The 23461-nt window shown below is 67.8% G+C and carries 21 protein-coding genes and 2 pseudogenes; 9 read left to right on the top strand and 14 right to left on the bottom strand.

Annotated elements, in window-relative coordinates:
- The first annotated feature begins 34 nt into the window (after nt 1-34).
- Complete coding sequence (locus RYH79_RS15605) at nt 35-613, top strand: DUF7344 domain-containing protein (RefSeq protein ID WP_370901005.1); 579 nt, start codon at nt 35-37, stop codon at nt 611-613.
- 112 nt (nt 614-725) lie between these two features.
- Here the strand turns inward: RYH79_RS15605 and RYH79_RS15600 are convergent, their stop codons facing one another.
- Entirely contained in the window at nt 726-1622 is an 897-nt protein-coding gene (locus RYH79_RS15600; RefSeq protein WP_370901003.1) for a DUF8054 domain-containing protein, read from the bottom strand.
- A 260-nt stretch (nt 1623-1882) separates the two neighbouring features.
- On the opposite strand from RYH79_RS15600, the gene RYH79_RS15595 reads away from it, so the two are divergent.
- Nucleotides 1883-2440: a DUF7344 domain-containing protein gene (locus RYH79_RS15595; RefSeq protein WP_370901001.1), complete on the top strand. Its 558-nt coding sequence runs from the start codon at nt 1883-1885 to the stop codon at nt 2438-2440.
- A 7-nt stretch (nt 2441-2447) separates the two neighbouring features.
- Here the strand turns inward: RYH79_RS15595 and RYH79_RS15590 are convergent, their stop codons facing one another.
- Nucleotides 2448-3086, bottom strand: coding sequence for an AAA family ATPase (locus RYH79_RS15590; protein ID WP_370900999.1), 639 nt, complete (start codon nt 3084-3086; stop codon nt 2448-2450).
- Nucleotides 3087-3327: 241 nt separating this feature from the next.
- On the opposite strand from RYH79_RS15590, the gene RYH79_RS15585 reads away from it, so the two are divergent.
- Both RYH79_RS15585 and RYH79_RS15580 read left to right on the top strand, forming a co-directional pair.
- Nucleotides 3328-4296, top strand: a complete 969-nt coding sequence (locus tag RYH79_RS15585; protein WP_370900997.1) for a metal-dependent hydrolase — start codon at nt 3328-3330, stop codon at nt 4294-4296.
- 85 nt (nt 4297-4381) lie between these two features.
- Entirely contained in the window at nt 4382-5008 is a 627-nt protein-coding gene (locus RYH79_RS15580; protein ID WP_370900995.1) for a DUF2238 domain-containing protein, read from the top strand.
- Between the two features lie 35 nt (nt 5009-5043).
- Here the strand turns inward: RYH79_RS15580 and RYH79_RS15575 are convergent, their stop codons facing one another.
- Entirely contained in the window at nt 5044-6378 is a 1335-nt protein-coding gene (locus RYH79_RS15575) for a hypothetical protein (protein ID WP_370900993.1), read from the bottom strand.
- Nucleotides 6379-6777: 399 nt separating this feature from the next.
- Nucleotides 6778-6951: a PQQ-binding-like beta-propeller repeat protein gene (locus RYH79_RS15570; RefSeq protein WP_370901807.1), complete on the bottom strand. Its 174-nt coding sequence runs from the start codon at nt 6949-6951 to the stop codon at nt 6778-6780.
- Nucleotides 6952-7218: 267 nt separating this feature from the next.
- On the opposite strand from RYH79_RS15570, the gene RYH79_RS15565 reads away from it, so the two are divergent.
- On the top strand, nt 7219-7464 hold the full coding sequence (locus RYH79_RS15565) for a hypothetical protein (RefSeq protein ID WP_370901806.1): 246 nt from the start codon (nt 7219-7221) through the stop codon (nt 7462-7464).
- 116 nt (nt 7465-7580) lie between these two features.
- On the opposite strand, the pseudogene RYH79_RS15560 reads toward RYH79_RS15565, so the two are convergent.
- The 3 genes and pseudogenes from RYH79_RS15560 to RYH79_RS15550 all read right to left on the bottom strand — a co-directional run.
- A pseudogene (locus tag RYH79_RS15560) lies at nt 7581-7925 on the bottom strand (outer membrane protein assembly factor BamB family protein); the annotation flags it as partial.
- An 802-nt stretch (nt 7926-8727) separates the two neighbouring features.
- Nucleotides 8728-9721, bottom strand: a pseudogene (locus RYH79_RS15555) (S49 family peptidase).
- A 99-nt stretch (nt 9722-9820) separates the two neighbouring features.
- On the bottom strand, nt 9821-10606 hold the full coding sequence (locus RYH79_RS15550) for a TSUP family transporter (protein WP_370900991.1): 786 nt from the start codon (nt 10604-10606) through the stop codon (nt 9821-9823).
- Between the two features lie 175 nt (nt 10607-10781).
- Between RYH79_RS15550 and RYH79_RS15545 the strand changes: the two genes are divergently transcribed.
- Nucleotides 10782-12287 carry a lamin tail domain-containing protein gene (locus RYH79_RS15545; protein WP_370900989.1) on the top strand — a complete coding sequence of 502 codons (1506 nt, stop codon included), beginning with the start codon at nt 10782-10784 and terminating at the stop codon, nt 12285-12287.
- Entirely contained in the window at nt 12284-12595 is a 312-nt protein-coding gene (locus RYH79_RS15540) for a DUF3006 family protein (RefSeq protein ID WP_370900987.1), read from the top strand. The genes RYH79_RS15545 and RYH79_RS15540 overlap by 4 nt, the downstream gene beginning before the upstream one ends.
- 190 nt (nt 12596-12785) lie before the next feature.
- On the opposite strand, the gene RYH79_RS15535 is transcribed toward RYH79_RS15540, so the two are convergent.
- The 5 genes from RYH79_RS15535 to RYH79_RS15515 all read right to left on the bottom strand — a co-directional run bounded on the left by RYH79_RS15535 (nt 12786) and on the right by RYH79_RS15515 (nt 17323).
- A complete protein-coding gene (locus tag RYH79_RS15535; protein ID WP_370900985.1) occupies nt 12786-13550 on the bottom strand; it encodes a universal stress protein in 765 nt (254 codons plus the stop codon).
- Nucleotides 13547-15013 (bottom strand): APC family permease, encoded by a 1467-nt coding sequence (locus RYH79_RS15530; protein WP_370900983.1) that lies wholly within the window; start codon nt 15011-15013, stop codon nt 13547-13549. Before RYH79_RS15530 ends, RYH79_RS15535 begins: the two co-directional genes overlap by 4 nt.
- 118 nt (nt 15014-15131) lie before the next feature.
- Nucleotides 15132-15419: an amphi-Trp domain-containing protein gene (locus RYH79_RS15525; RefSeq protein ID WP_370900981.1), complete on the bottom strand. Its 288-nt coding sequence runs from the start codon at nt 15417-15419 to the stop codon at nt 15132-15134.
- Between the two features lie 95 nt (nt 15420-15514).
- On the bottom strand, nt 15515-16903 hold the full coding sequence (locus RYH79_RS15520) for an MFS transporter (protein WP_370900979.1): 1389 nt from the start codon (nt 16901-16903) through the stop codon (nt 15515-15517).
- Between the two features lie 111 nt (nt 16904-17014).
- Nucleotides 17015-17323: a hypothetical protein gene (locus tag RYH79_RS15515; RefSeq protein ID WP_370900977.1), complete on the bottom strand. Its 309-nt coding sequence runs from the start codon at nt 17321-17323 to the stop codon at nt 17015-17017.
- A gap of 193 nt (nt 17324-17516) precedes the next feature.
- On the opposite strand from RYH79_RS15515, the gene RYH79_RS15510 reads away from it, so the two are divergent.
- Nucleotides 17517-18611, top strand: coding sequence for a helix-turn-helix domain-containing protein (locus tag RYH79_RS15510; protein WP_370900975.1), 1095 nt, complete (start codon nt 17517-17519; stop codon nt 18609-18611).
- A 69-nt stretch (nt 18612-18680) separates the two neighbouring features.
- On the opposite strand, the gene RYH79_RS15505 is transcribed toward RYH79_RS15510, so the two are convergent.
- The gene (locus RYH79_RS15505) at nt 18681-19775 is read right to left on the bottom strand and encodes an OmpH/Skp family outer membrane protein (RefSeq protein WP_370900973.1); all 1095 of its coding nucleotides are present in this window, start codon (nt 19773-19775) and stop codon (nt 18681-18683) included.
- A gap of 193 nt (nt 19776-19968) precedes the next feature.
- On the opposite strand from RYH79_RS15505, the gene RYH79_RS15500 reads away from it, so the two are divergent.
- On the top strand, nt 19969-20625 hold the full coding sequence (locus tag RYH79_RS15500) for a sensor domain-containing protein (protein WP_370900971.1): 657 nt from the start codon (nt 19969-19971) through the stop codon (nt 20623-20625).
- 43 nt (nt 20626-20668) lie between these two features.
- Here RYH79_RS15500 and RYH79_RS15495 read toward each other — a convergent pair whose 3' ends face one another.
- Complete coding sequence (locus RYH79_RS15495) at nt 20669-23398, bottom strand: DEAD/DEAH box helicase (RefSeq protein ID WP_370900969.1); 2730 nt, start codon at nt 23396-23398, stop codon at nt 20669-20671.
- Nucleotides 23399-23461 lie beyond the last annotated feature (63 nt).

Genomic DNA, 23461 nt, shown 5'->3' with positions numbered 1-23461 from the left:
CATACTGAAGTGGCAACGGAGCGTTTCGACGATAGTGACACGAGACGCCCCCCTGCGTGCGACGGACGCGCACCACCTGCTGAGCAACGCGCGTCGGTGTGAGACGCTCCGTGTCCTGTCCTCGCGGCCGGGGGAGCCGTCGCTGGAACTGCGAGAGCTGTCCGAGCGGGTCGCCGCCACGGAGGCGGGCGAGACGCCGGCACCGCGGCCGCTCCGCCGGAGCGTCTACAACGCGCTCCACCAGACACACCTCCCGAAACTGGACGAACACGGGTTCGTCAGCTACGACGCCGTCCGCAAGCGTGTCGTCGTCCGTGCGGAGGCGCGCGAACTGATCCGGTACATGGACACGCTCGGCCCCGCCGGGCTCACCTGGGGGGAGTACTACCGGGGCGTCGGGATCGTCGGGCTGTGTCTCGTCGTCGCGGCGTTGGCTGCTCTCCCGCCGTTCGCGCTCGTCGACCCGTTGTTGTGGGCCAGCGGCGTGTTGGTCGTGTTCGCCGTCTCGACGCTGTACCAACTGCTGGCAGCCCCAGTCGGCGGCCGTGTCGGACTGTTCTGGCTGTGGCTGGACCTCCGCGAACTCCACGGGCGACTGAACGGGCGGCGGTGACGCCGGCGGACGACCGCCTCGGCTCTCGACTCTCGGCTCGCGTCGGAGAACAGAGTGTGGCTGGGGTCGGCCTCGGTCGGGTCACGCCGAATCGCCGGCCGCGTGTCGCCGGCTACTCCAGGCTGTCGGCGGCGACGCGCACCTCCAGCATCCGGGTGTCACAGTCGACACAGGAGACGGCGACGACGCGGCGGGAAGAACAACACGACGGCACCGTGTCCGTGCCGAGCCGGACGGCTCCGCCACACGCGGGACACACCTCGGCGAACAGTCGAAGACTGGCGGCCGTCTCCGTGCGGGCGGCGGGCGTGAGTCGGTCCCACTCCGGCAGCCACTCCGGCAGGAGATCGAACGCGGCGGTGTCGGCGAACAACGCCGCGCGCGACTCCCAGGTGCCCAGCCACACGCCGTCGAGGTGGGCGACCACTCCGTCGTCGTACGTCGTCACGACGAGCGCGTCGCGGTCGACACCGAGCGCGGTCGACAGCGCCGTCCGCTCGCCGTCCGTCCCGGCGAGCGCGACTCTGGTGCCCGACAGCCACGCGGCGGCGAACCCGGCGTCCAAGCGCACGTCGTCGCCCACGGGCGTCGGGCGGAGCAGCCCCGCGGCCTCCAACAGCCCGTCGCGGTCGGCCGCGCGGGCGGTGACCCGGTCGGACGCCGCCGCCTTCCCGAACCACGCCAGCACCCGCTCGGGAAGGTACCGCCGGGTGAGCGTCGGCGTGTACGGCACGACGTACCCTCGGAGCCAGATGGCCGCCACCCCGGCGAGGACGGCGACCAACGCGGCGGTCGGGGAGACGGTCGCCAACACCGTCCCGCCGACGGCGACGGCGGCGAGGTTGACGACGGTACACGGGAGACACCGGTCGTCGCCGGTGTACTGCGGGTGGCGCAGCCAGGCCACGGCGGTTCCGAGCGGCCCAGCGCGCAGCCAGGCTGCGGCCGCGAGCGTCGCTCGGCGGGTGCGTGTCGAGTGCGTCTGCGGTGTCGGTGGTCGGATCGACATGTGTCTGCCGGCGCGTGCCGGTCGTCACCGCTACGCGGTGTGTCGGCGTAAGTATGTGTTCCGTACGCCGTCGTCGGGACAGCCTGTGACCGCCCGACGGCCGCGGCCGTCGTCCGAACGGACAGTTGTTGCGGCGCTCCACCAGTACACTGTAGCCGATCTGTCGTGACGGGATATTAGTATCAGATGACCCTAAATAGATTATAAATGGTGATTCCACACATGGGTTTATACTCCGATAGCGTGAGGTACAACGAGATATGCAATCGGCAGTAGAGACCGACGCCGTCGAGACGGACGAACTGTTCGAGACACTGAGCAACCGTCGACGGCGACACGCGATCCACTACCTCGTCGGGGTCGGGGACGGGGAGACGGTGGCGATCGGGGAGCTCGCCGAACAGCTCGCCGCGTGGGAGAACGACGTAGAGCTGTCGGCCGTGAGCGCCCGCCAGCGCAAGCGGCTGTACACGGCGCTCCACCAGACGCACCTCCCGAAGCTAGACCGGTTGGACATCGTCGACTACGACAGCGCTCGGGGCACGGTCGCGGTCGGAGCGGAGATGCCGGCGTTCGACGTGTACTTCGACGTGATCGCGGGCGACGACGTGCCTTGGAGCCAGTTCTACCTCGGGTTCGCGCTCGTCAGCCTGTTGGTGGTGGCAGCGTCGGGGCTGGGTGTCCCGCCGTTCGTCGTGCTGGACGGGTACACCGGTGCCTGGCTCGTCGCCGGTGGGCTGCTCGTCGTCGCCAGCGTCCACATCGTCCACAGCCGGCAGCGTCGCCTCCGCGTCGTCGACAGCCCACCGGAGCGGTGACGACCGCTCACGACTCGTCGTCGGTCGACCCGTCTCCGTACAGTTCGTCTCTGCGTGTCTCTCTCGTGCGTGTCTCTGCGGCCGTCGTCGGAATCGCCGCGACGACGGCGTCGAGCTCTCGTTCCAACTGTGTCCGGTCCGCCTCGTTGACGATTCGGTGATCGACCGGCTCGTCGGTCAGCAGCGTCTCCAGGCCGTACTCGAGGTCTCGACGGTCGCGCCGCCGGAGGTAGCCCGGACCGTACTGCCCCGCGCCCGCACGGTTGCGACGGCTGACCCGTTCGTAGCGCACGTCGAACCCGGCGGTGAGTTTGACGAGCGTCACCCTGTCGGCCTGGCTCCGGAGGTCGGACAGCGACACCGGCGTCCGCACACCGTCGACGACGACCGTCGACGCCGGCAGACAGTCGTCGACGGCGTCGGCGATCCACTCCCGGAACGGCTCCGCCCCGCGCTCTCGGAACCGAGCGTACAGCCAGTTGCCGATCTCTCTGCCGACGACCGCCCCCTCCAGCTCCGTCCGCGCGTCCCGTCTGACGGCGTCACCGAGGCTCGCCACCGGAGCTCCGAGCAGTCCCGCGAGGTACCGCGCGCTGTGTGTCTTGCCCGTTCCGGGGAGTCCGACCGTCACGACGGCGTGGTTCACGAGTAGATTGTTGTTCCTGTTCGATAAATTAGTTCTGGTAGTAATAGGACACGGGCGGAGTCAGACGGATACAGGGGCTCGCTGCGGCCGCGAAACTCCCGTGTCGTGGTGAGTCCGTCGTCGCAGCGTCGTTCGGCGACACCGACACGGGGCCGTCCCGCCGGCGACGTCGAGCGCCGTCGGCTCCGCCCCGTTGAGCGCAGCCGAAACACACACCACACAGCCACCGGAACGTCGGCGTGTGTTCGTCGGACACGAGTTCCTGGCGTTCGCGCTCGTGGCCGGGCTCGCGGCGCTGGCGGGACGAGATCGGCGGACGACGCTGTGGCTCGGTGCCGTCGCGGCGGCCGCGGCGGTCCTGCCCGACCTGGACTTACTCGTCGGCGTGCTGTCGTACGTCCGGCAGTTGGGTGGCGATGCGGTGGTGTCGATGAACGGCTTCTGGGGCGTGTCGAACGCCGTCCACCGACGCGTCACCCACCCGTTGGCGGTCGTCGGTCCCGCGGCGGTCGGAGTCGCGGCCGCCGGCGGGGCCTGGCGGGCGTGGACCGACGGCGACCACGGTCGTGGCGTGCTGGCGGCGGGCGTGACCGCTCTCGCCGTGGCCCCGGCGTTCCTGGTGGGCGACGGCGTCGCCGGCCTGCGGGGCACGTTCGTCGCCGGGGTGTTCGCCGTCGGCGTGGTCGCCGTCGGCGTCGCCGTGGCCGCCCGGACGAGGCTGTCGGCGAGCGACCGTCTCGCTGCCGCCGCCGGCGGGCTGCTGTCACACCCCTGGGGCGACGTGCTGATGTCCACCCCGCCGCCGTTGTTCGCGCCGACCGACGCACGGCTGTTGGGCGACCGACTGGTCTTCGCCGCCGACCCGACGCTGAACCTGCTCGCGATCACGTTCGTCGAGCTGACTACGGTGTGGGTCGGACTGGCCGTCTACACACACGTCGCCGGGCGGTCGTTGCGGCGGGCAGTCGCCCCCCGTGCCGTCGTCGGGGTCGGCTACGCGGCCGCGGTGGTGTTACTCCCCCGACCGACGATGGTCGACGCCCACTGGCTCGGATTCACCATCGCGCCGATGGCGCTGGTCGGACTGCCGGCGCTCCGGGCGCAGACGACGCCCGTCGACCGCCGACTTCGAGCGCTGGTGACGGGTGTCGCGACCCTCACGCTGGCGGCCGCCGCGTACCTCCTCGCGTATACGCTCGGCGGCGGGTGACCCATCGGTACCGGTCACCGCCGCACTGTCACGGACGGCGACATATGACACAAGGTCTTTACACCCGTTCGGGTTTCAGAGAAACGTGACGTTGCCACACCTCTCGATGCGAGCGACAGTCGGTGTCGCGTCGCTCGTGTTGGCCGTCGCCGGCACCCGGGTCGCAGCCGCGACTCCGGGGTTCCCCGGCGACCCACACCGGTGGCTCCTCCGGTTCGTCCGTCGGCTCGTGGCGGACCTCCGGACCGGTGAGACGACGGCAGGGTGGATCGTGTTCGGCGTCGTCGCAGTCACTGTCTCCGTCTGTCACTTCGTCGGTATCCGGGCGGAGCTGTACCACACCATCGCGTGGTGGGACCTCCTCACTCACAGCCTCGGCGGAATCGGCGTCGCCGGGCTCGCGTACCTGACACACCGTGGACGAGAGGTCCCCGTCGGATCCGTCTGGTGGGTCGTGCCGTCCGTGTTCGCCATCGGTTCCGGCTTCGAAGTGTACGAGTTCCTGTTCAAGTCGTTCTGGTACGATCTCACGCTCCGGACGTACGCCGTCGACACGGTCGTGGACCTAGCCGTGAACACCAGCGGCGCGACACTCGTCGCCGCCACGGTCTCGGTAGTCGAGTCGGCCGGCGTGGGCGACTCCGACGAGTCGGTCACCGACGACGAGCGACAGATCGATCCTCGTGACCCCGACGAGTCGGTCGACACCTGAACTGCGGCGTCCGGGTCGTCTCGCCCACGCCGGAGTCACTCGCGGCCGAGGATCGCGTCCCGGAGCGGCGGGAACACCTGCAGTTTCGCCCGGCCCAACAGTGCGTACAGGTACGGCTTCAGCCGGCGACGCCACGCCGGTCTGTCGTCGTCCGGGTCACCGGGACGCACCTCCGCGACCTGTATGTCCTCCACCGCGCGACCGATCTGTGCGACGAGCAACGGCGACGGGTCACTGCCGACGACGGAGCGGTACGTCGACTGGGCGCGCCGCTTCGCCGCGAGCGTGTGGCCGGAGTCGAAGCCGGTGTCGTCCGGCTCGACGACGAGTCGGTCGACGACACGACCGTGGGCGCGCCGTCGCGCCAGCCCGATCGACAGCGCGACCGCTCGCAGCGCCAACAGCTCCTCGTCGATCGTCGTCTCCCACGGCACGGACAGCGAACGAGACGAGTCGAAGCACCACCGTGCCAGCCGGGAGTGAGCGAACTCCCAGGGGCCGTACTCGTCGGCGTCGCGGTCGAAGTACCGTTCCATCACCGCGTCGCGGCCGGGGTACTCCGCGAGGTCACTCCGGAACCGTTCCACGACGGCAGCCAGCCGGTCGCGGAACGGCGTCGTCTCGCCGTCGACCCTCGCGGACAGGAGCTCGCGGAAGCGTTCCGCCTCCCGAACGTAGAGCCGGGCCTGGAGTAGCGTCGCCGTCGCCTCGCCGAGGGCATCGGGATCCGGGTCCTCACTCTGCCGGTCGGGCTCCGGCACCGCCCGCGTCGCCTTCGTACCGGCGACCTGTGCCGCCTGCTCGATCCGAGCGTACCACGCCAGATCACGCCGCGGGACGGTCGTCGGGTACGGCTGGAGGGCGGTCGTAACCGCCCGAGCGCGCTCTTGGAGGCTCGTCGCCCGATCCGCGAGCGCCTGCCAGCCGACCCGATCCAGCTTCCCCCGGGCGAACCCCAGGCTCTCGCCGGCGAACTGGATGCCGTAGATCGCGTCGAACACCGCCCGGGGGTAGTCTTCCTCGCGGAGGTGTTCGCGGGCCGTCTCCAGCCACCCGCCGGCGACGGGCGGGCCGAGGATCGTCGGCTCGTCCACGTCGACGCGCGGCCACAGCTCGTCGGCGCGCTCGCTCGTCTCCGCCAGCAGTTCGACCGCCTCCCGGGCGTGCGCCTCGGTGACGGTCGGACGCCACAGCGTCGCCGTCTCCGGTGGCTCCGGGTAGTGGACCGTCGCCGCGTCGGTCAGCCGGTCGGGCAGCGCCGTCGGTTCCGTCGCGCCGAGCGCGACCGTGCCGCCGACGAGCGCCGCCACCCCGCCGCCGAACCCTGCGAGGAGCCGTCGCCTACTGGTCGTGGGAGGGTCGGGGACCATTCCGTCGGAGGCGTCTGTCTCGTACGGTATAAGCCTTCCAGTCGCGTGTCGGAGCGTGGTGAGAGACGCCGGCGGAGGAGCCCGCACTGGTGGTGAATCCTCACCACACCAGTTACTTTGTAACATATAAAGAAAGTAATTTTGTCAGAAGAACGAGTGTCGACTCGAGGTTCGTCGTCTCGGGTTCGTTTCGGCACTCTCGATGTGTGACGGCGTCGGTGGCCTGCGAGGCGTACTCGTTGTCAGGGTCTTCGCCGTCGGCGCCGGATTCGAAGTGTGTGGCCCCTGTTCAATCCGTTCTGACACGACCTCACACTCCGGACGCACAGGGTCGGCACGGTTGTGGATTCGATCACGAACACCACCGGCGCGACCCTCGTCGCCACGTCTCTCTGACACCTACGTCGCGCTGTACGCCACCACCCCGTCACGGTGCGTGACGTACAGTAGGTCGCCGACAGCAGCGAGGTGGAAGGTTAGCCTCGGGAGGTCGAGGTGCCACAGCCGTTCACCACTCTGGTCGTGTGCGACGAGTCGGCTCCGCCGTTCGTCTCGTCGGGTGTTGTTGAGCACAGCGTAGACGCGACCCCCGGCGACGATCGGTGAGACTGTGGATCTACCGGAGCCAGGAAGCGAGGCACGCCACTGTTCCGTGCCACTGGTGATATCGAACGCCTGAAGTATCGTCTGAACTGCCGACGACCCCTCGACGCTGTGTGTCGACGAACTGAGAACGTAGCCGACACCGTCACTGACAGCCGGTGTCGACACGAGGTAATCCGACTCCGACTCGGCGGGGCTGCCGTCCGTCCACGCCGTCGGGAACGAGAGCCGCCACCGGTGGGTGCCATCGCGGTCGAAGGCGTGAACTCCCGGCTGTACCGTCGGCTCCCTCTCGACAGACGGAGACGACTGCTGCCAGACCGGAACGAGGACACCGTCGGCGACAGCAGTCGGCGGACGCAGTCGCTGTCTGTTCCCGAGGTCGAACCCCCACCGCTCTCCTGGGGTCCGACGGAGAATATCGAGCAGATCGAACTGTTCGTCGTAGCCCCCGAACCGAACTGGGAGTGGAAGGTACAGTGAATCTCTGGTGAGTGCGGGGGTGGAGGCGGGGTACGGGTGGATACTACTGTCCTGGGTGAGCCCCCAGCGTCGAGTCCCGGTGGTGTCGAACCCGACGTGACCCCACTGGGGACGACGACAGCGTCGCCGTCTGTGACGGGCGTCGACGGCCGTCTCCGACAGTCTGTCCTGTGTGTGAGCTGTCCAGTCGAGGTGTCGACGACGGACAGGTGTCCTCGTGGGTCCGATCCCGAGTCGGCCACCTCTCGCTCGACGACGTGCAGTCGGCCGCCTGCGACTGCGAGGCCGACGACGTATCGACCGTCGTACTCGCGTCGCCACTGTCGATCGCCAGTCTCCGCCTCGTAGCAGGCGATCCCTCGACCACCGAGGTAGAGCCGACCGTCGGCCACGACGGGTCGCGGAACCGCGTCGAGAACACGTATCTGAGCAGCGTCCCCGATCGGCGGGTGGTCGGACACCCGCCAGGCAGCCTGCGGCTCGCTCGCGGGCGGTGTCGCGTGCGGGTTGTGATTGGTGTTCCGGCCATCGTGGAACACCGACGGCCACCCGCGTTCGTCCGCCGAGTCGGTCGTCGAGTCAGTGGTTGCCGCACCGCTACAGCCGGCCAGTGATCCGATGCCGGCAGCCGCTATCGCCCCGAGGAATCGCCTCCTTGGTCCCACAACGTTAGATCGGTATCTGATTTATTTGAATTTTCTGGTCGATAGACAGTAGGGCGGAAGGTGGGGTCTGCGGCGGCAGAGAACACGACCTCGTCGTCTGCCGTCTGCCCGATCTCCGAGTCCGGGATACAGAACGCTTCCGGGTTCTGTCGTGCGTCCTGACCCGAGGATGCGTACAGGTCTCTCTCCTCTCCCGGTCAGCTTCGGGGTGGCCGACATCGAACAGTCCCCACCAGTCAGGTCCGAGAAGGAATCGAGTTCGGGCAGGTGGTTGGCGGTCGGCGTCGTGGTCGGTATCGTCGACCCCTTCGGATTTGTGACGTCTCGACTCCCGTCACGGTCTGGACGCTCGCGGTCACGAGCGGCCCGGCCGCGTTCACCGCCTCCTTCGTCGTCGGCTCCCCGTGCGCGCTCCTGTCGACGTTCCCGGTCGTGGCGGTCGGCTCCTCCCCACGCGCCATAGCCTGGACGGGCTGTCCGCCGGCGACGCCGTCCGCCGGAGTCTCGCCGTCGTTCGCGGTAACCTCGGAACCACACTGGGCTACACCGTCGTCCCGATCGAGGTCGCCCTCTCGGGGGCCGTCGAGACGCCGACGGCTCACAGCCGGAATCGCACCTCGTCGTCCGGCGACAGTCGGTCGGCGACGCCCGCGCCGAAGCTGTACGCGACGCGTCGGCTGCCCATCCCGATCCGTTCGCGCAGCCCCCGCGTCGGGGTGAACTCCGTCGTCGTCGGTTCCTCACCCAGCAGTTCGGCGACCCGGTCGTCGACCGCGTCCCGGTCACCCACCGCGTCGACGAGTCCGATCTCGGCGGCCTCGTCGCCGAGGTACACTCGCGCTTCCGTCTCCCGGACGAGCTCCGGGTCGAGATCCATCCCCTCGGCGACCCGGTCGACGAACCGGTCGTAGAAGCCGTCCGTCAGCCCCTGGAGGTACTCCAGGTCCTCGTCGGTGAACTCCGTCACCGGCTGGCCGGCGTCCTTGTACTCGCCGGCGGCGATCGACTCGAACCTGATCCCTCGTTCCTGGAGGAACTCGCTCAGGTTGGGGCGCAGCCCGATCACGCCGATGGAGCCCACCTGTGAGGCGTCTCGCGCCCAGAGCTCGTCACAGCCGGAGGCGATCCACATCCCGCCGGAGGCACACAGGTCCGTCGTGTACGCGACCGTCGGGCCGTCGAACGACGCGATAGCGTTCCGGATGTCGTCGCTGGGCACCACCTCCCCCCCCCGGCGTGTTCAGCTTCACCACGAGCGCCTCCGCGGCGTCGTCGTCGTCCGCGCGTTCGATCTGGTCGACCACGTCGTCGGCCGGCACACCGCCGCTCGTCGGACCGACCCCACTCGGGTCGCGGCTGATCGGTCCCTCGACTGCCACCTCGACCGTGTTGTACGCCGGGAACGCGGAGTCTGCCAGCGACGAGCCGATCCGGAGCGCCGCGACCGCCACGCCCAGTGTCAACAGGACACCGACGAGTTCCGTCGGGCTGTCGGGGAACCACACGAACGCCAGGTACCCCAGCGTCGCCGCGAGCACGACCGCGGCCACGCCGAGTCCGATCCGTGCCAGCAGTTGGAACCTCTCTGTCACACCGCTGGCCTCGGCCTGCCGGCAGATAAGTTCCCGTGTCGGAGCCAGCGACGAAGGCTCGTCGACCCGAGCACCACCTGCGTGCCGAGACGGTGCAGATCAGACGACGCCCACGCCGCCGAGGAGCAGCCGGACGCCGACGACCGTCAGCAGGCCGAGGACGACCCCGCGCCGGAGGCGTTCGCCCACGCGGTCGCGGAGCCGTCGCCCGACCGCGACGCCGGCGGCGGCGGGGACCGCGGCCGCGACCGACGCGAGGGCGAACGCCGCGTCCGGGTACAGTCCGAGCGCGCCGGCGGCGACGACACGGACGCCGTTGATCCCGAGGAACACGAGCGCGACGACACCGACGAACAACCCGTGTGAGAGGTCGAAGCTCCGGACGAACGCGACGAGCTGGACGCCGACGTTCGTCGCGCCGAACAGGACGCCCGAGACGAGCCCGACGGCTGCCATCACGGGGGTGGTCTCCGCGAGCCGGCCGTCCGTCGGCCCCGGCAGCGGCGGGAGCGGGACCGTTCGCTGGGCGGTGGCCACGAAGCCGAGCGAGACGACTCCGAGCAGGACGCGCAGCGGCGCCGCCGGGAGCCGGTCGAGCACCGCCATCCCAGCGACGGTGCCGACGACCGTGGCGACGAGCAACGGGCCGAACCGAGCGCCACAGGTTCGGAGCTCTCGCCGGGTGAGTTCGCCGACGAGCGCGACGTTCACCGCGACCATCGGGACGAGCATGAACGCGACGGCGGTCGCCGGCTCCAGCACCGACGCGAGCACGGTCGTCCCGACGACGGCGAACCCGAACCCCGCGACCCCGTTGACGGCGCCCGCGACCCCGACCACGAGCGCGACCGTCACCGCCAGTTCGACGGACACGGGCAGAACCATACCGGGGCGACGCTCCGCAGCGTCATAACGGACAGTTGGCTGTGCGGCAGTGGGACACGGGAGACCGACGCGAGAGAGGCCGGCGTACGAGAGACGACACACGGGAGGCCGTCGCGCCGCGCGCTGTCGGAACCCACAGAGCCTTGCCCGTCCACCTATTTGTCAAAGCTACTACATGAGATCGAGTCTCGCGCTGGCCGTCGTCGTACTCGTCGTGCTCGCCGGCTGTGGCGGCGGCGGGACGGCAGTCGACACGCCGAAGACGACCGGTACCGCTGGCGCAGCCGACGCGACGACGACTGGCGCGTCCGGCGTTGCCGACGCGTCGACGGCGGCGACGAACGGCACATTAGAGGTTCACTTCCTCAACGTCGGCCAGTCGGTGGCGACACTGCTCGTCGGGCCGACGGGCGAGACGATGTTGATCGACACCGGCCACTACGACGACGACGGCGAGCACGTCCTGTCGTACCTCCGCGCGCACGGCGTCGACCGAATCGACCACCTCGTCGTGTCGCACAACGACGCCGACCACATCGGCGGGAACGCGGCCGTGATCGACTACTACGAGACGGACGCCGACGGTGTCGGTGCGGTGTACGACCCCGGTGTCCCCGCCAGCACGCGGACGTACGAGTCGTACCTCGACGCGGTCGAGCGTCACGGCGTCACCCTCTACGAGACGCGAGCCGGCGACCGGATCCCGTTCGAGGGCGTCGGCGTCGACGTGTTGGGCCCGCCGGAGCCGTACCTGGAGCGAGAGGCGAGAAACGAGAACAGCGTCGTCCTGAAGCTCACGTACGGCGCGACGAGCTTCCTGTTCACCGGCGACGCCGAGGACGACCAGGAGACGCAGTTGGTGTCGCGGTACGGCGACCGACTGAACGCGACGGTGTTGAAGGCCGGCCACCACGGCAGTCGGTCGTCCACGAGCGCCGCCTTAGTGGACGCAGTCGACCCGCGGGCGGTCGTGATCTCCAGCGCCTTCGACTCCCGGTACGGCCACCCACACGAGGAGACGCTGGCTCGACTCGGCTCGCTCCGGACGTTCTGGACGGCGACACACGGCGACGTCGTGTTCGTGAGCGACGGCGAGCGCGTCACCGTCGCCACCCAGGCGGCGGCGCCGACCGACCCCGAGCGACTCCGCGCGGCCGACCCCGTCTCGGTCGGCAGTGACGACCCAGTCCAGTCGCGGGTGACGATTCGCGGCACGGGCACGGTGACGACTGCGCCGGCGACGACTGCCCGTGACGCCGAGACGGCGGGTGAGACGACGCCCGTCGGCGACTCCCCGGCGGACGACGCGACAGCCGACGATCCGAGGACCGCAGTCGCCGACGGCGGGCACCCGCTCGTCGTGGAGACGGTCCACGCGGACGCAGCCGGCGACGACCGAACGAACCTGAACGACGAGTACGTCACCCTCCGGAACGTGGGCGACGCGCCGGTGGAGCTCTCCGGGTACACCGTCGCGGACGCCGCCGGCCACACCCACACGTTCGCGGACGGCGTGGTCGTCGACCCGGGCGCGACGCTGACGCTCCACACCGGCGCGGGTGACGCCACCGCGAGCGACCGCTACTGGGACGCCAGCGCCCCGGTGTGGAACAACGACGGAGACACAGTTACCCTGACGGCCCCCGACGGGACGGTCGTGTTGGAGGAGCGCTACGGGTGATCCCGGACGGCGAGCACACGGCCGTCCTCGACCGCGTCGAGGACGGTCGCGCGGCGTTCGAGGTGGCTGTCGACGACGGCGACCGTCGGGAGGTCGTCGTCCCGACCGACCGACTCCCGGACGACGCGGCAGTCGACAGCGTCGTCACGCTCCGGGTCGCGGACGCGACGGTCGTCGACGTGACGGTCGACTCGGACGCGACGGAGACCCGCGAACGACGGGCACGCCGTCGGTTCGACCGACTCTCGGAGCGACCGCCGGGTGACGGCGGCGGCCGTGGAGCCGGAGACGACGAAGACGGTCGCTGACCCGAGCCCCGACGCCCGCCGCGGCCTGGTGCGTCGCCGCCCGGGGGTGAACCCACGCGGCGGGGGGCCATCGGAGCCGAGAGCCAGTCGGAACGACGGCGGGCCCGCACGCCGAGGCACGGCCGACTCGGCGTCGTCGAGTTCTGCCCGACTCCTCGCCCGCCTCGACAGGCAGGTGCTCGTCTCTCCGTCACTCTGCCGTCTCGTCGTCTACACTGTCGGCTGGCGCCGTCGCCTCCTCGTGCTCCCGTTGCACGACCAGAACCGGGCCGAGGAACCGCTCGGCGACCTGCTCGGCGGGCATGCCGAACACGAACGTCGCCAGCGACGGGTCGGTCTCCCCCATCACGACGGTGTCGAACTCGGCGGTGGCGCCGGCGATAGCGTCGATCGGGTCCTGCTCGCGCTCGACACGGATCGAGACACGGCCGTCGTCGACGCCGAGCGCGGTCAAGCGACCGGTGACAGTGTCGAGCAGGGCCTCGGCGTCGGCGTCGGTCTCGTCCGGGTCGGCGACGTGGTACAGCGTGACTCTCGCGTCGGTCTCGCCGAACACGCCGGCGACGACGCGGGCGAGTCGGTCGACACCGACAGTGCCCCGGACGGCCACGAGCACGTCCTCAACGGGCGGGGTCGCGCTCGGCACGAGCACGGCCAGACAGCCGTGTTCCTCGACCGTGCGGTCGATCGTCTGTTGGCCGTCCTCCGTGAACACGAGACGGCGTTCGACGGTCGCGCCGGCGGCTCCGAGACTCTCCTCGAACTCGTCGAGCCGCGCTCGCGCGCGCTCCTCGAACTGGAGGCGGGCCTGCCCGGGCGGGGTCTGCTCCGGGACGACGTGGTAACCCAACAGGACGACGTGTGCGCCCGCCAGGAGCTCGGGGACGCCGTCTGGGAGCGACTCGCCGTCCAGTACTCGCAACGGGACGAGGACGGACGGACGATCCGTCGTCACAGCTCACCCCGCAGTTCGACACGCGGCGCGTAGTAGCGGTACCAGAGGTACGACACGGTCATGACGACGACGCCGATCAGGATAGAGCTCAGCCCCATGAACGCGATCAGTGCGACGCTGGCGAGCGCGCCGACGGCGGGCAACACGGGCGACCCCGGGGCGCGGTAGGTGGGTCGGTACCACTCCGGGTCCCGTCGGCGCAACACGAGCAGCGTCACGCACAGCAGTCCGTACATCACGAGGTGGAGGAAGGAGGCAACCTCCGCGAGCAGCTCCACCCGACCGGTGGCGACGAGCACGAGAATCGGGCCGCCGGCGGCCGCCAGCGCGACGTGTGGCGTCCCGTAGCGGAGGTTGATCTCGCTGGCCCGTCGTGGAAGCAACGCGTCGCGGCTCAGCGCGTACACCGCCCGTGAGGCGCTCAGAATCGAGGCGTTCGCGCTGGAGAACGTCGCCAGCAGCCCGGCGATCAAGATGGCGACCGCGCCCGGCAGTCCGAGGAACTCCCGAGCCACCTCTACCATCGCCGTCTCGCCGAACTGGCCGAGCTGGTCGGCGCCGAAGGCGCTCGTCGCCACGAAGATCGTCACGACGTAGAACACGGTGACGACGACGACCGAGCCCACCATCGCCAACGGGAGGTTCCGGCTCGGGTCTCTGATCTCCCCGGCGACGGTAGCGACCTGTGCGAACCCTAGATACGAGGTGAACACGAGCGCTGCCGTCGAGAACACCGGAGTGACTCCCCGAGAGAAGAATCGTTCGGGTGCGCTCTCCCGTCCGAACACGCCGGCGGCGTCGAGCACGCCGTACGAGAGGAACCCCGTGAGGACGACGAGTAAGACCCCGACGACGACGTTCTGGAGCGTCGCCGTGTTCTCCGTGCCGCCGACGCTCAGCGCCGTCAGCCCGGCACCGAACAACAGTCCGATACCGATAACCGGGCTAATAGGGAGTTGGACGCCGACCTCGGCGAACACGGCGCTGGCGTAGTGGCCGAGCCCGACGAGGTAGAACGCGGCCGCGAACACCAGCCCCAGCCACAGCCCGAGACCGACGATAGCGCCGGCGCCGGTGCCGAGCCCGCGGGAGACGAAGTAGTAGCCGCCGCCGCTGCGGGGCATCGCCGTCGCCAGTTCCGAGGTCGGGAGCGCGACGAGTAGGGCGACCACACCCCCGAGCGTGAACGACACGGTGGCCGCCAGCCCGGCCTGGTCGGCCGCCAGTCCGGGGAACACGAAGATACCGGCGCCGATCATCGTCCCGATCCCGATGGCGAGCCCGCCGACCAGACTGATCGTCCGTTCCAGTTCCACCTCGTCGTCGTGGACGGTCGTCTCGTCCGTGACGGCCGCCGGCTCGGACGCCGGCGTCTCGCCGGCGGCGTTCCGCCCCGTCGCCTCTGTCGCCGGCTCGGCGACGCCGTGGCTCGCCGTCTCGTCGTCACCCGGCTGTTCTGGCACACAGAACCGCTCCCCCGGTGCATCATAAGTGCGGCGGCCAGTGTGACGGCGTGAGCGGGGGTGGGTGGGACTCGGCGTCAGAGACGGGGTGTCGAGGTGCGGCGTTACTCTTCCCGCCTCACTCGATCTCCAGTCCGCCCGCCCCCCCGTCGTCACCGTCGGCCCCCTCGTCCCACTCCAGTTCGAACTCGACACTCAGTTCGCCGGAGCCCTCTGTGGGCCCCTCGCGTTCCGCCTTCACCTCGAACGTCGGCCGCGCGGGCGGGTCCATCGTGACGGACTCGGATCCGGACTTCAGCGTGATCGAGTCGCCGGCCTCCAGTCGATCGACGACAGTCTGGAGGTACGACGCGATCTCGGCTCTGCTCTGTGCGCTCTCCGTCTCGAACAACACTTCTTCGGGCATACGCTCCGAACTACGCGTCCTGTCGGAATAAGCGTCGTCGTCGTCTCGGCGCGAGACTCACGCGGAACTCGCGTCGATCGACGACACCCACGGGGTCACGGGTCGCCGACGCCCGCACCGGTACCGCCCGCGAGTTCGCCCTCGCCGGCGGCGGCTTCGGCGTCCGCCTCGCGGGCGGCCCGTCGGCCCGCGTCTACGTCCACCCGCGAGAGCAGTGCCGCGCCACCCAGGAAAAAGACGAGCAACGAGACGATGCTATAGCGGCTGGAGCCGGTGACCTGGCCGACGACGGCGAACAACGCCGGCCCGGCGACGCCCGCGACCTTCGAGGAGATGGAGAAGAAGCTGAAGAACTCCGAGGACTTCCCCGTCGGTGCCAGCGTCGAGTAGAGTGACCGTGACAGCGCCTGTGTCCCGCCCTGAACAGTGGCGACGGCGACCGCCAGTGTCCAGAACTGCCAAGGCTCGGACATGAAGAAGCCGCCGACGGAGATAGCGGTGTAGACGGCCAGGCCGAGGTACAGCGCGCGTTTGGCCGTCAGATCGACGCGCCCCAGCAGCGACCGGCCGGGGAGCGAGCCGAACAGGAACGCGAACGGGACACCCAGGAACTGCACCAACACGAGCGCACCGACGATCTGCGTCTGGCCGATTCCGACCTCGCGGCCGTAGATGCTGGCCATTCGGATGATCGTCCCGATCCCGTCGGCGTACAGCAGGAACGCTCCGAGGAACAACAGGAGGTCGGGGTACTCGCGGATCTCGCCGGCGGTGCGCCGGAGCCGGGCGAACCCGGCCCCGACCGGACCGGACGCGCCCTCGGCGACGGGCTCGGGGTCGGCGTCCGGCTCCGGCACCGTCCGGAACAACGGGATCGAGAACACCGCCCACCAGACCGCAACCGACAGCAGTGCCGCCCGGGTCGCCGCGCCGGTGTCGGCGAAGCCGAACGTCTCCGGCGACAGCGTCCACGCCAGGTTGACGACGAGCAACACCCCGCCGCCGAAGTATCCCAGGGCGTACCCCGCCGTCGACAGCCTGTCCGGGTCGGCGTCCAAGTGACCCAACAGGGAGTCGTAGAACACGTTGGCGCCGACGAATCCGGCGTTGGCCAACACGAAGAGTCCGGAGGCAAGCAACACGTCCCCTTCACCGGTGAGGGAGAGCCCCGTGGTCGCCACCACGCCGAGGACGACGAAGCCGGCGAGGAAGCGTTTCTTCGCCCGGTAGCGGTCGGCGATAGCACCCAACACCGGCGAGACAACCGCGATCAGCGCCAGCCCGATAGCGGTGGTGTAGCCGAAGTAGACGGACGCCAGGTTGCCCGACAGCCCGGCCCCGATCACGGACTCGTAGTAGATCGGGAACACCGCAGCGACGACCGTGGTGGCGAACGCGGAGTTGGCCCAGTCGTACAGCGCCCACGCCGTTGCTGCCGGCGACTCGAGCCCCAGTCCCGCCGCCCGTTCGCGCAGCCTGCTCACTGCTCGCCCCCACTCGTGTTCATGCGGTCGCTGCGGCCGTCGCCGATTAAAAGCTGGCTACGGAGCGGTACGTATCCGTACCGAGACAGCTCCTAGTGGGGAGTCGCCGACTCACACCTCGCCGGTCTGTTCGAACGGGTCGGTGCAGTTCTCCCTGAGGAGACGGCGGTACTCGTCGACACCGGACTCGTCGACGGAGACACGGCCGTCGTCCATCCCCAGCGGACAGGCGCGGTGGGCGACCATGACGACGAGGAGGTCCCGGAGGAGACTGTCGGAGACGTGTGGGGGGTCGTACCACTCGCACACCTCCCGTGGCGTGAGGCCGTCCCCGTCCTGTCGCAGTCGGTTGAGCAGGTCGACGGTGAGGTCCCGCACTTCCCGTGACTGATCCCGACTGATACTCCCGTTGGACGGCACGTTGGCACTGATTCTCTCGATTCACTTGTATGTCTGTCGACCGTTCAGACTCGCTCGTCGGGGGTGACACGAGACGGCGCGGGGACTGTGCGGTGACTCGAACGCCCGGGTGACGGTAGCCGCACAGCGACGGCAGATGACTGGTGTGCACTGCTGCAACAGAGTTATGTCTCCCTGCACAGTAGGTGTAGACATGAGCCAGGACAGTGACGCAGACAGTGGCGCGGGCGGTAGTGCAGACGGTGGCTCGGGTGGTGACGCAAACAGTGGCGCAGGGGGTGAGAGAGACCCAACGCTGACCGATCTGCTCGACAGTCCTGGGCGCGTACGGCTCCTCGACGTGTTCCTCGGGAGGGGGAGTCTCCCGGTCAGTCGCGGTGACTTGGCCGACCTCGCCGGGGTTCACAGGTCGACCGTCTCTCGACGCCTCGACGAGTTCCACGAGTACGGGCTCGTGGAGCCGGTGCCGGAGACGTCCGATCCGGAACTGTTCCGGGTGGACGCGGACCACTCTGCCGTAGGTCCACTCCGGGAGGCACACGCTCGGTTGTTCGACCACGTCGACCGACTCCAGACCGCCAGCGACGACTACGACTCGGACGACGACCTGTACGTCGCCGGCTCGCCGTTCGTGGAGCTGTTCCGGTCCCCCGCGAACGTCGACTTGTTCGTTGCACTTCTGGACGCCCCCGACGAGCGGCTGACCGCAGCCGAGTTGGCCCGCGCGGCGGGGGTCGACCGCTCGACCGTGGAGGACAACGTCGACGTGTTGGTCGACATCGAGGTCGCCCGGCGGAGCGAGCAGCCGTTCGCGTCGGGTCCGAGGTACGGGCTCGCGGACGACTCCCCCGTCGTCGAGCGTTTCCGGCGGGCCGTCGACGCGCTCGGCGGCGGGAACGAGACGACGACCGACGCGGACGGCGACGACGCTTCCGACGGACCGGACGTGGCGCCGGCAGCGGCGGGAGCGACGGGGACGTCCCAGGTAGGTAACTTCGGGCCCGGGATGGGTGACTCGACGTGGGGTATCGGCTCGGTCGGCGGGAAGAACGACCTCGACGAGTTCGGCCACGAGGCCGACGGTGTCGAGTTCGTGTACGAGACAGAGAGCGCCGAGGTGGCGTACGACCGCGACACGGGGCGACTGAGCTGTGAGATCGACACGGACAGCCTCCCCGACGGGGTAGCCCCGGAGGACGCGATCGTCGAACTCAGGTCGTCCGTCGCCGAGCTGGAAGGAGCCGGCAGTGCCAGCGAGGACACCTCCGCGTCACACGTCGACTACTGATCGAACACGTCGACTGTCGGCCGAACACGTCGACTCCCGGCCGACGACCGTCGCGCTCGGGTGCCGAGGCTACCGCTCTCGGAGCCGTGCCTCCGGAATCTCCCAGTCGAGATCGTCGACGAGGTCCGCCGTGTCGTACCCCGTCGCCAGATCACGGAGACGGTCGACCGTCAGCTCGTCCGTCTCGCCGTCGTAGTCGGCTGGATCGACGGCGTAGCCCGGTTCGAGCACGATCTCGAACGGACTGCCGACGGCGTTGGTGAACACCAGGACGAACCCGAAGCGGATCTGTTCGTCGCCGTCTTCGAGGTGTGACTCGACTCCGCCCAGAAACCGCCGAAACCCCCCGCCGTAGTCGGAAGCCGACGAGAACTGTGGCGTGGCGACGAGCAGACAGGGCTCCTCTCTCGGGGGGAAGAACCCACCCTCGCCGCTGGGTGGCTCCGTGGAGACGCTGTCGACGGTGACGTCCGCGATCCCGGGGAAGACTCTGTCTGGGGGCGTCGGCTCCTCGCCCGCGTAGCCGACCAGACAGACGAGTTGGAGACGACGCGCGACCACGTCGCCGTGGTTCTCGACGACGGCACACACACGCGGGGCAGCGTCGCCGCCTCCGTCGACCTCGACCTCGGTCACCCCGTCTGGACCCCGTTTCAGCGTCGGATCGCCGGCCACGAGCGACAGGCTGCCCCGACGGAACGTGAGCAACGGGTGGCCACGACGGGCCGCGATTCGGGTCTGGTCGCGTTGGATCTCCGTCTGATCGCGTTGGATCTCCGTCTGGTCGTCGAGGATCGTCGTCTGATCGCGCTGGATCTCCGTCTGTTCGGCCAGCACCTCCGTCTGATCGCGTTGGATCTCCGTCTGTCGTCGGAGGACGTCGTTCTGTCGGACGTAGATCGCCGCCAGCGCCAGCGACAGGGCGAGACTGCCGGCGACGCCCGCGAGTTCGACGTAGAACGCTGGCGGTGTCGGTGCGGTACGGCCGTCGGACGGCGCCGGCGCGAGCCCGACGGCCGTCGCTCGAAGCGGTGCAGACGGGACGAGTGTCACTGCGACACTCGAGAGCGCCGCCAGCGAGACGGCAAACAGGAGCGCTGCCGGCACGCCGAGCACCCACACCGCCACCGACTGTCTTCCGACGGTCCCGTCGTCGTCTGTCACGACTCTTCCTCACTCGTTACTACTTTTGAACCTTGGTGTTGGAATTCAAACACGATTCGACGCGCGACACCACTTCTGAATACGCAGACTCACCCGTCACACGGTCGCGTCCCAGATTCCAGACGGTCGGTCACCCCTGCTCTCTCGGCTACGAGCGGGTGGAGATAGGGGGAACGGGTCCGACAAACCGTGTGTGAGCAGCAACAGACGGTTCACGGCAGACACGAGCCTGGTGACGGAGTTCTTCGCCGCTCCGTTCCGGCTCCGGACGTACAGACGACTCGCGTACCTCCTGCTGGCGTTCCCGCTCGGGCTGGCGTACTTCGTCGGCATCACCGTGGGCGGGTCGTTGGGCGTCGGCCTGGCGGTGACGTGGGTCGGGATTCCGATCCTCCTCGGGACGCTGCTGGCGGCGACGGCCGTCGCGGGCCTGGAGGCGAAGCTGGCGACGCACCTCCTCGGCTACGACGTGTCGGTGCCGTCGGCGTTCCGGACGAAGCTCCGCCGCGAGGACGAGGGGTTCTTCGACGCGCTCCGGCGGTTCCTCTCGCGGCCGACGACGTGGACGAGCGTCGGGCTCGCGTTCGCCCGGTTCGCGTTCGGCGTCGTCGCCCTCTGCGTGACGGTGACGGCGGTCGCGCTCCTGTTCGCGCTGCTGGCGGCGCCGTTCGTCTACGACGACCCCACGACGACGATGCAGGTCGGCGGGTACGTCGTCGACACGCTGCCGGAGGCGCTCGGCGTCGCCGGCCTGGGCGTGCTCTGGCTGTTCGTCGCCGCGAACCTGCTCGACCTGCTCGCGGGCGTCGGCGGGCGGCTGACACAGGGGTTCCTGGCCGTCGAGGGGTGAGGGGCGGTGGTGACAAGGATCTGAAATTTTCTGCCAAGCGGCGTCAATCGTCGACAACGGATCGGATTGTACTGAGTTCGACGATTCCCTTGTCTTCTAGCAGTGTTCTGTAGTCATTTGCGCTCAGATCACCATTAATTGCCCGGGCAACGAAGGCGGCAAAGCCGACAGCAGTCATCCCGGCGACATCGTTGTCGACCAGTGCATCGTCAGTTCCCTCCGTGAACCCGGGCGTCGCAACTGTAAGCTGGACTGTCGTCTCCGGCGCCTTGGTGACGATGGCAGTCGCATCGCTCGTTGCCACTTTGCCTTCGAGACCCTCCTTCGATTTGCACTCGAACCCAATCTCCATGGTCTCGTTGTTGCTAGTCTCGAGATACGTGCCGTCTGGCTGTCTGATTTTCACACGGCACTCCGGCTCCTCCGTCCGGCCGGACTCGTCCGCTGGCTCAACGAACATCTCGTCGACGTATTCTAGGAGACTGACCGCCGTGTTCTCGAACTCGGAGGTGTCAGAGTTGAGGAGACGTTCGAATCGGCCCTCGGAGAGTCCTCGTTCGTGGACATCGAGGAGTACGTCCCTTCGTGCGGCTTCTCTACCTTCGTACACGGCATTGACAGCTCTTCGCTTGACCTGAACTGCATTCCTCGTTTTCATTCTCTTATCGAGTTTTTGAAAGTCAAGGTCTGCGATCTCTGCCACCGCTTCGATGTCGAGCTTGTTACGGAGTTCACGAAGCTCACTGCGCCCCTCGACGATTCCTGCATCGAAGAACGGGATACCTTCCCGGTCGACACCGTGCCTGAGCTGTGTTACAAGCGTACTCACGTCGCTGACGGCGTCGTACAGATCTGAGTCAGAAGCTTCGAGAATCCGAAGAACAGTTCCGAGAACACGGCTCATCTCTGGAGCGAGCCGCTGATACACGTCTGCGGCTGACCGGGTGTCAGAGATACTGTATCTCTCGAACGCGGTCTCAATACTGTCGCCCGATAGCCAGTCTGCGACGACGCGAGCGGAGATGCGTGATTTGGCGACTTCTCTATCGGAGAGGCTCTGGAGTCCGTACTCGTTTGTCAGCTCGCTCACACCTGTGCTGAGATTTCTTTGGGAAGTGTACAGCCTCCGATGCCTGAACTCCGGGGTTCCACACAGGACAGTCAGGAGATCGGACGTGTCGATCTTCGCTTCATTTCGTACAGACTCAAGATACGAGCGGACGGTCGCAACGGTCTCTGGCTCAACGAGGTTCTTAGAGGTCTCTTTGCCAAGACCTGTGAGTGTGAGACCGTCGCCAGCCTCGTCGATCATCCCGTGTTGTCGAAGCTTGTCTGCAGCAAAGTCGACAGCCTCCCTTGTCTGCTTTTCATCAATGCCTTTTCTATGAGCAATAAACGTGTCCTGAAGGAAAGAGTGAATGTTCGTCGGGGTACGATACTCCCGAATCAGATCAAGCATCAGGCTCAGGTCGGACGTGATTTCGACCTGTGACTCGATCGACTCTAACTCACCGAGTACGTACGTGTTCTTCAACTGCTGTTCTTTCCGGAAGTCCTCGGCGAATAGGATCGACTCCCCACGTCGACTGGAACTCGGACGACCGGCGCGACCGGCGAGATTCTTGTAGTCTGCGGTCGACATTTGCGTTCCATACTTCGAACCACCGAACCGAGGGTGGAGTACGAACACCCTGTCTACGGGGAGATTGATCCCCGCCCCGAGGTTACTCGTGGACGCGAGGAGACGAACTACTCCGTTCTTGAATCCTTCCTCGACGATACTTCTGATTTCAGGATCGAGTCCAGCGTGATAGAACGCGGTCCCCCACTTAGCACACTTGGCGAGGTTGTCCAGGGTCTGGCCACCGTCTCTGGAAGCACGTTTGATACGCTGCTTGAGTTCGTCTGTCGCCGTGTCGTCGATCTCGAAATTGTACGAGCGCGGGTACCCCTCGATCAGGTCTCTGATCTCTCCTGCCGCCTCTTCAGCATCGTTTCTAGTTGGAGCAAACACTAATATTTGTTGGTTGTCAACAGAATTATTATGGAGATAGTTGGCGATGGCATCGTACCGGTCGTTGTTGTCGACAAGTGATTGAGTTCGCTCGTCGTGAGTCTCCTGTCGTGTTCCGTCGTAGTAGAACGTCGTCTCACCGTCACGTACGGCGTGAATCCCCTCGTACAGTGGGTTCGGTCGCCAACCCCGGCAGTCGACGTACTCTCCATCGATCCACTCGGCGATCTCTCCACCGTTCGAGGCCGTGGCGCTCAACCCCACCAGTTTGGTATCGTCGTGGCTGTGGAGAATTTTGGAGATAACGATCTCGAGAGTGGGGCCACGCGTCTCGTCCCCGAGCATCTGAAATTCGTCGACGACCACGGTGTGGATCTGATCGTTCGACTCCTCTGAGTAGTTCCGGAGGTAGTAGCTGAACTTCTCGTACGTGAGTATCGCAACGTCGCTGCCGAACAGTTCCCGTGGTGGTACCTGGTCGTCACCCACAGAACAGGTGACGTTGAGTTGGAGATCCCCAGAGAGGCTACTCTCGAACGACTCCTGCTTCTCCCGCGCGAGTGGCTTAAACGGCACGAGGAAGACACTGCACCCTCTCTGTTTGAGTGAACGGTCGACCATCGCTAGCTCGGCGAGCAGCGTCTTCCCCGTCCCAGCGCCCGAGACGACTAGGAAGTTCTCGTCTTCCGTTAGGCCGCTATTTAATGCCTCGACCTGCGGAGGCCAGAGTTCCTCGACGTTACGATCTGTCTCCAACACTGCGATGTACTCGGCTGGGAACCCGTACTCTGACAGCTTCGAAATCGGTTCCGTCTTACTCAT

This window comes from Halobaculum sp. MBLA0143, assembly GCF_041361465.1.
Taxonomy (GTDB): domain Archaea; phylum Halobacteriota; class Halobacteria; order Halobacteriales; family Haloferacaceae; genus JAHENP01.
This window is presented reverse-complemented; position numbering and strand designations above follow the sequence as displayed.

Bases quoted from the DNA above. Each gene is read 5' to 3' on its own strand.
- RYH79_RS15600 (WP_370901003.1), bottom strand. From the start codon at position 1,622: ATGTCGATCCGACCACCGACACCGCAGACGCACTCGACACGCACCCGC.
- RYH79_RS15595 (WP_370901001.1), top strand. From the start codon at position 1,883: ATGCAATCGGCAGTAGAGACCGACGCCGTCGAGACGGACGAACTGTTC.
- RYH79_RS15575 (WP_370900993.1), bottom strand. From the start codon at position 6,378: ATGGTCCCCGACCCTCCCACGACCAGTAGGCGACGGCTCCTCGCAGGG.
- RYH79_RS15550 (WP_370900991.1), bottom strand. From the start codon at position 10,606: ATGGTTCTGCCCGTGTCCGTCGAACTGGCGGTGACGGTCGCGCTCGTG.
- RYH79_RS15545 (WP_370900989.1), top strand. From the start codon at position 10,782: ATGAGATCGAGTCTCGCGCTGGCCGTCGTCGTACTCGTCGTGCTCGCC.
- RYH79_RS15525 (WP_370900981.1), bottom strand. From the start codon at position 15,419: ATGCCCGAAGAAGTGTTGTTCGAGACGGAGAGCGCACAGAGCAGAGCC.
- RYH79_RS15510 (WP_370900975.1), top strand. From the start codon at position 17,517: ATGAGCCAGGACAGTGACGCAGACAGTGGCGCGGGCGGTAGTGCAGAC.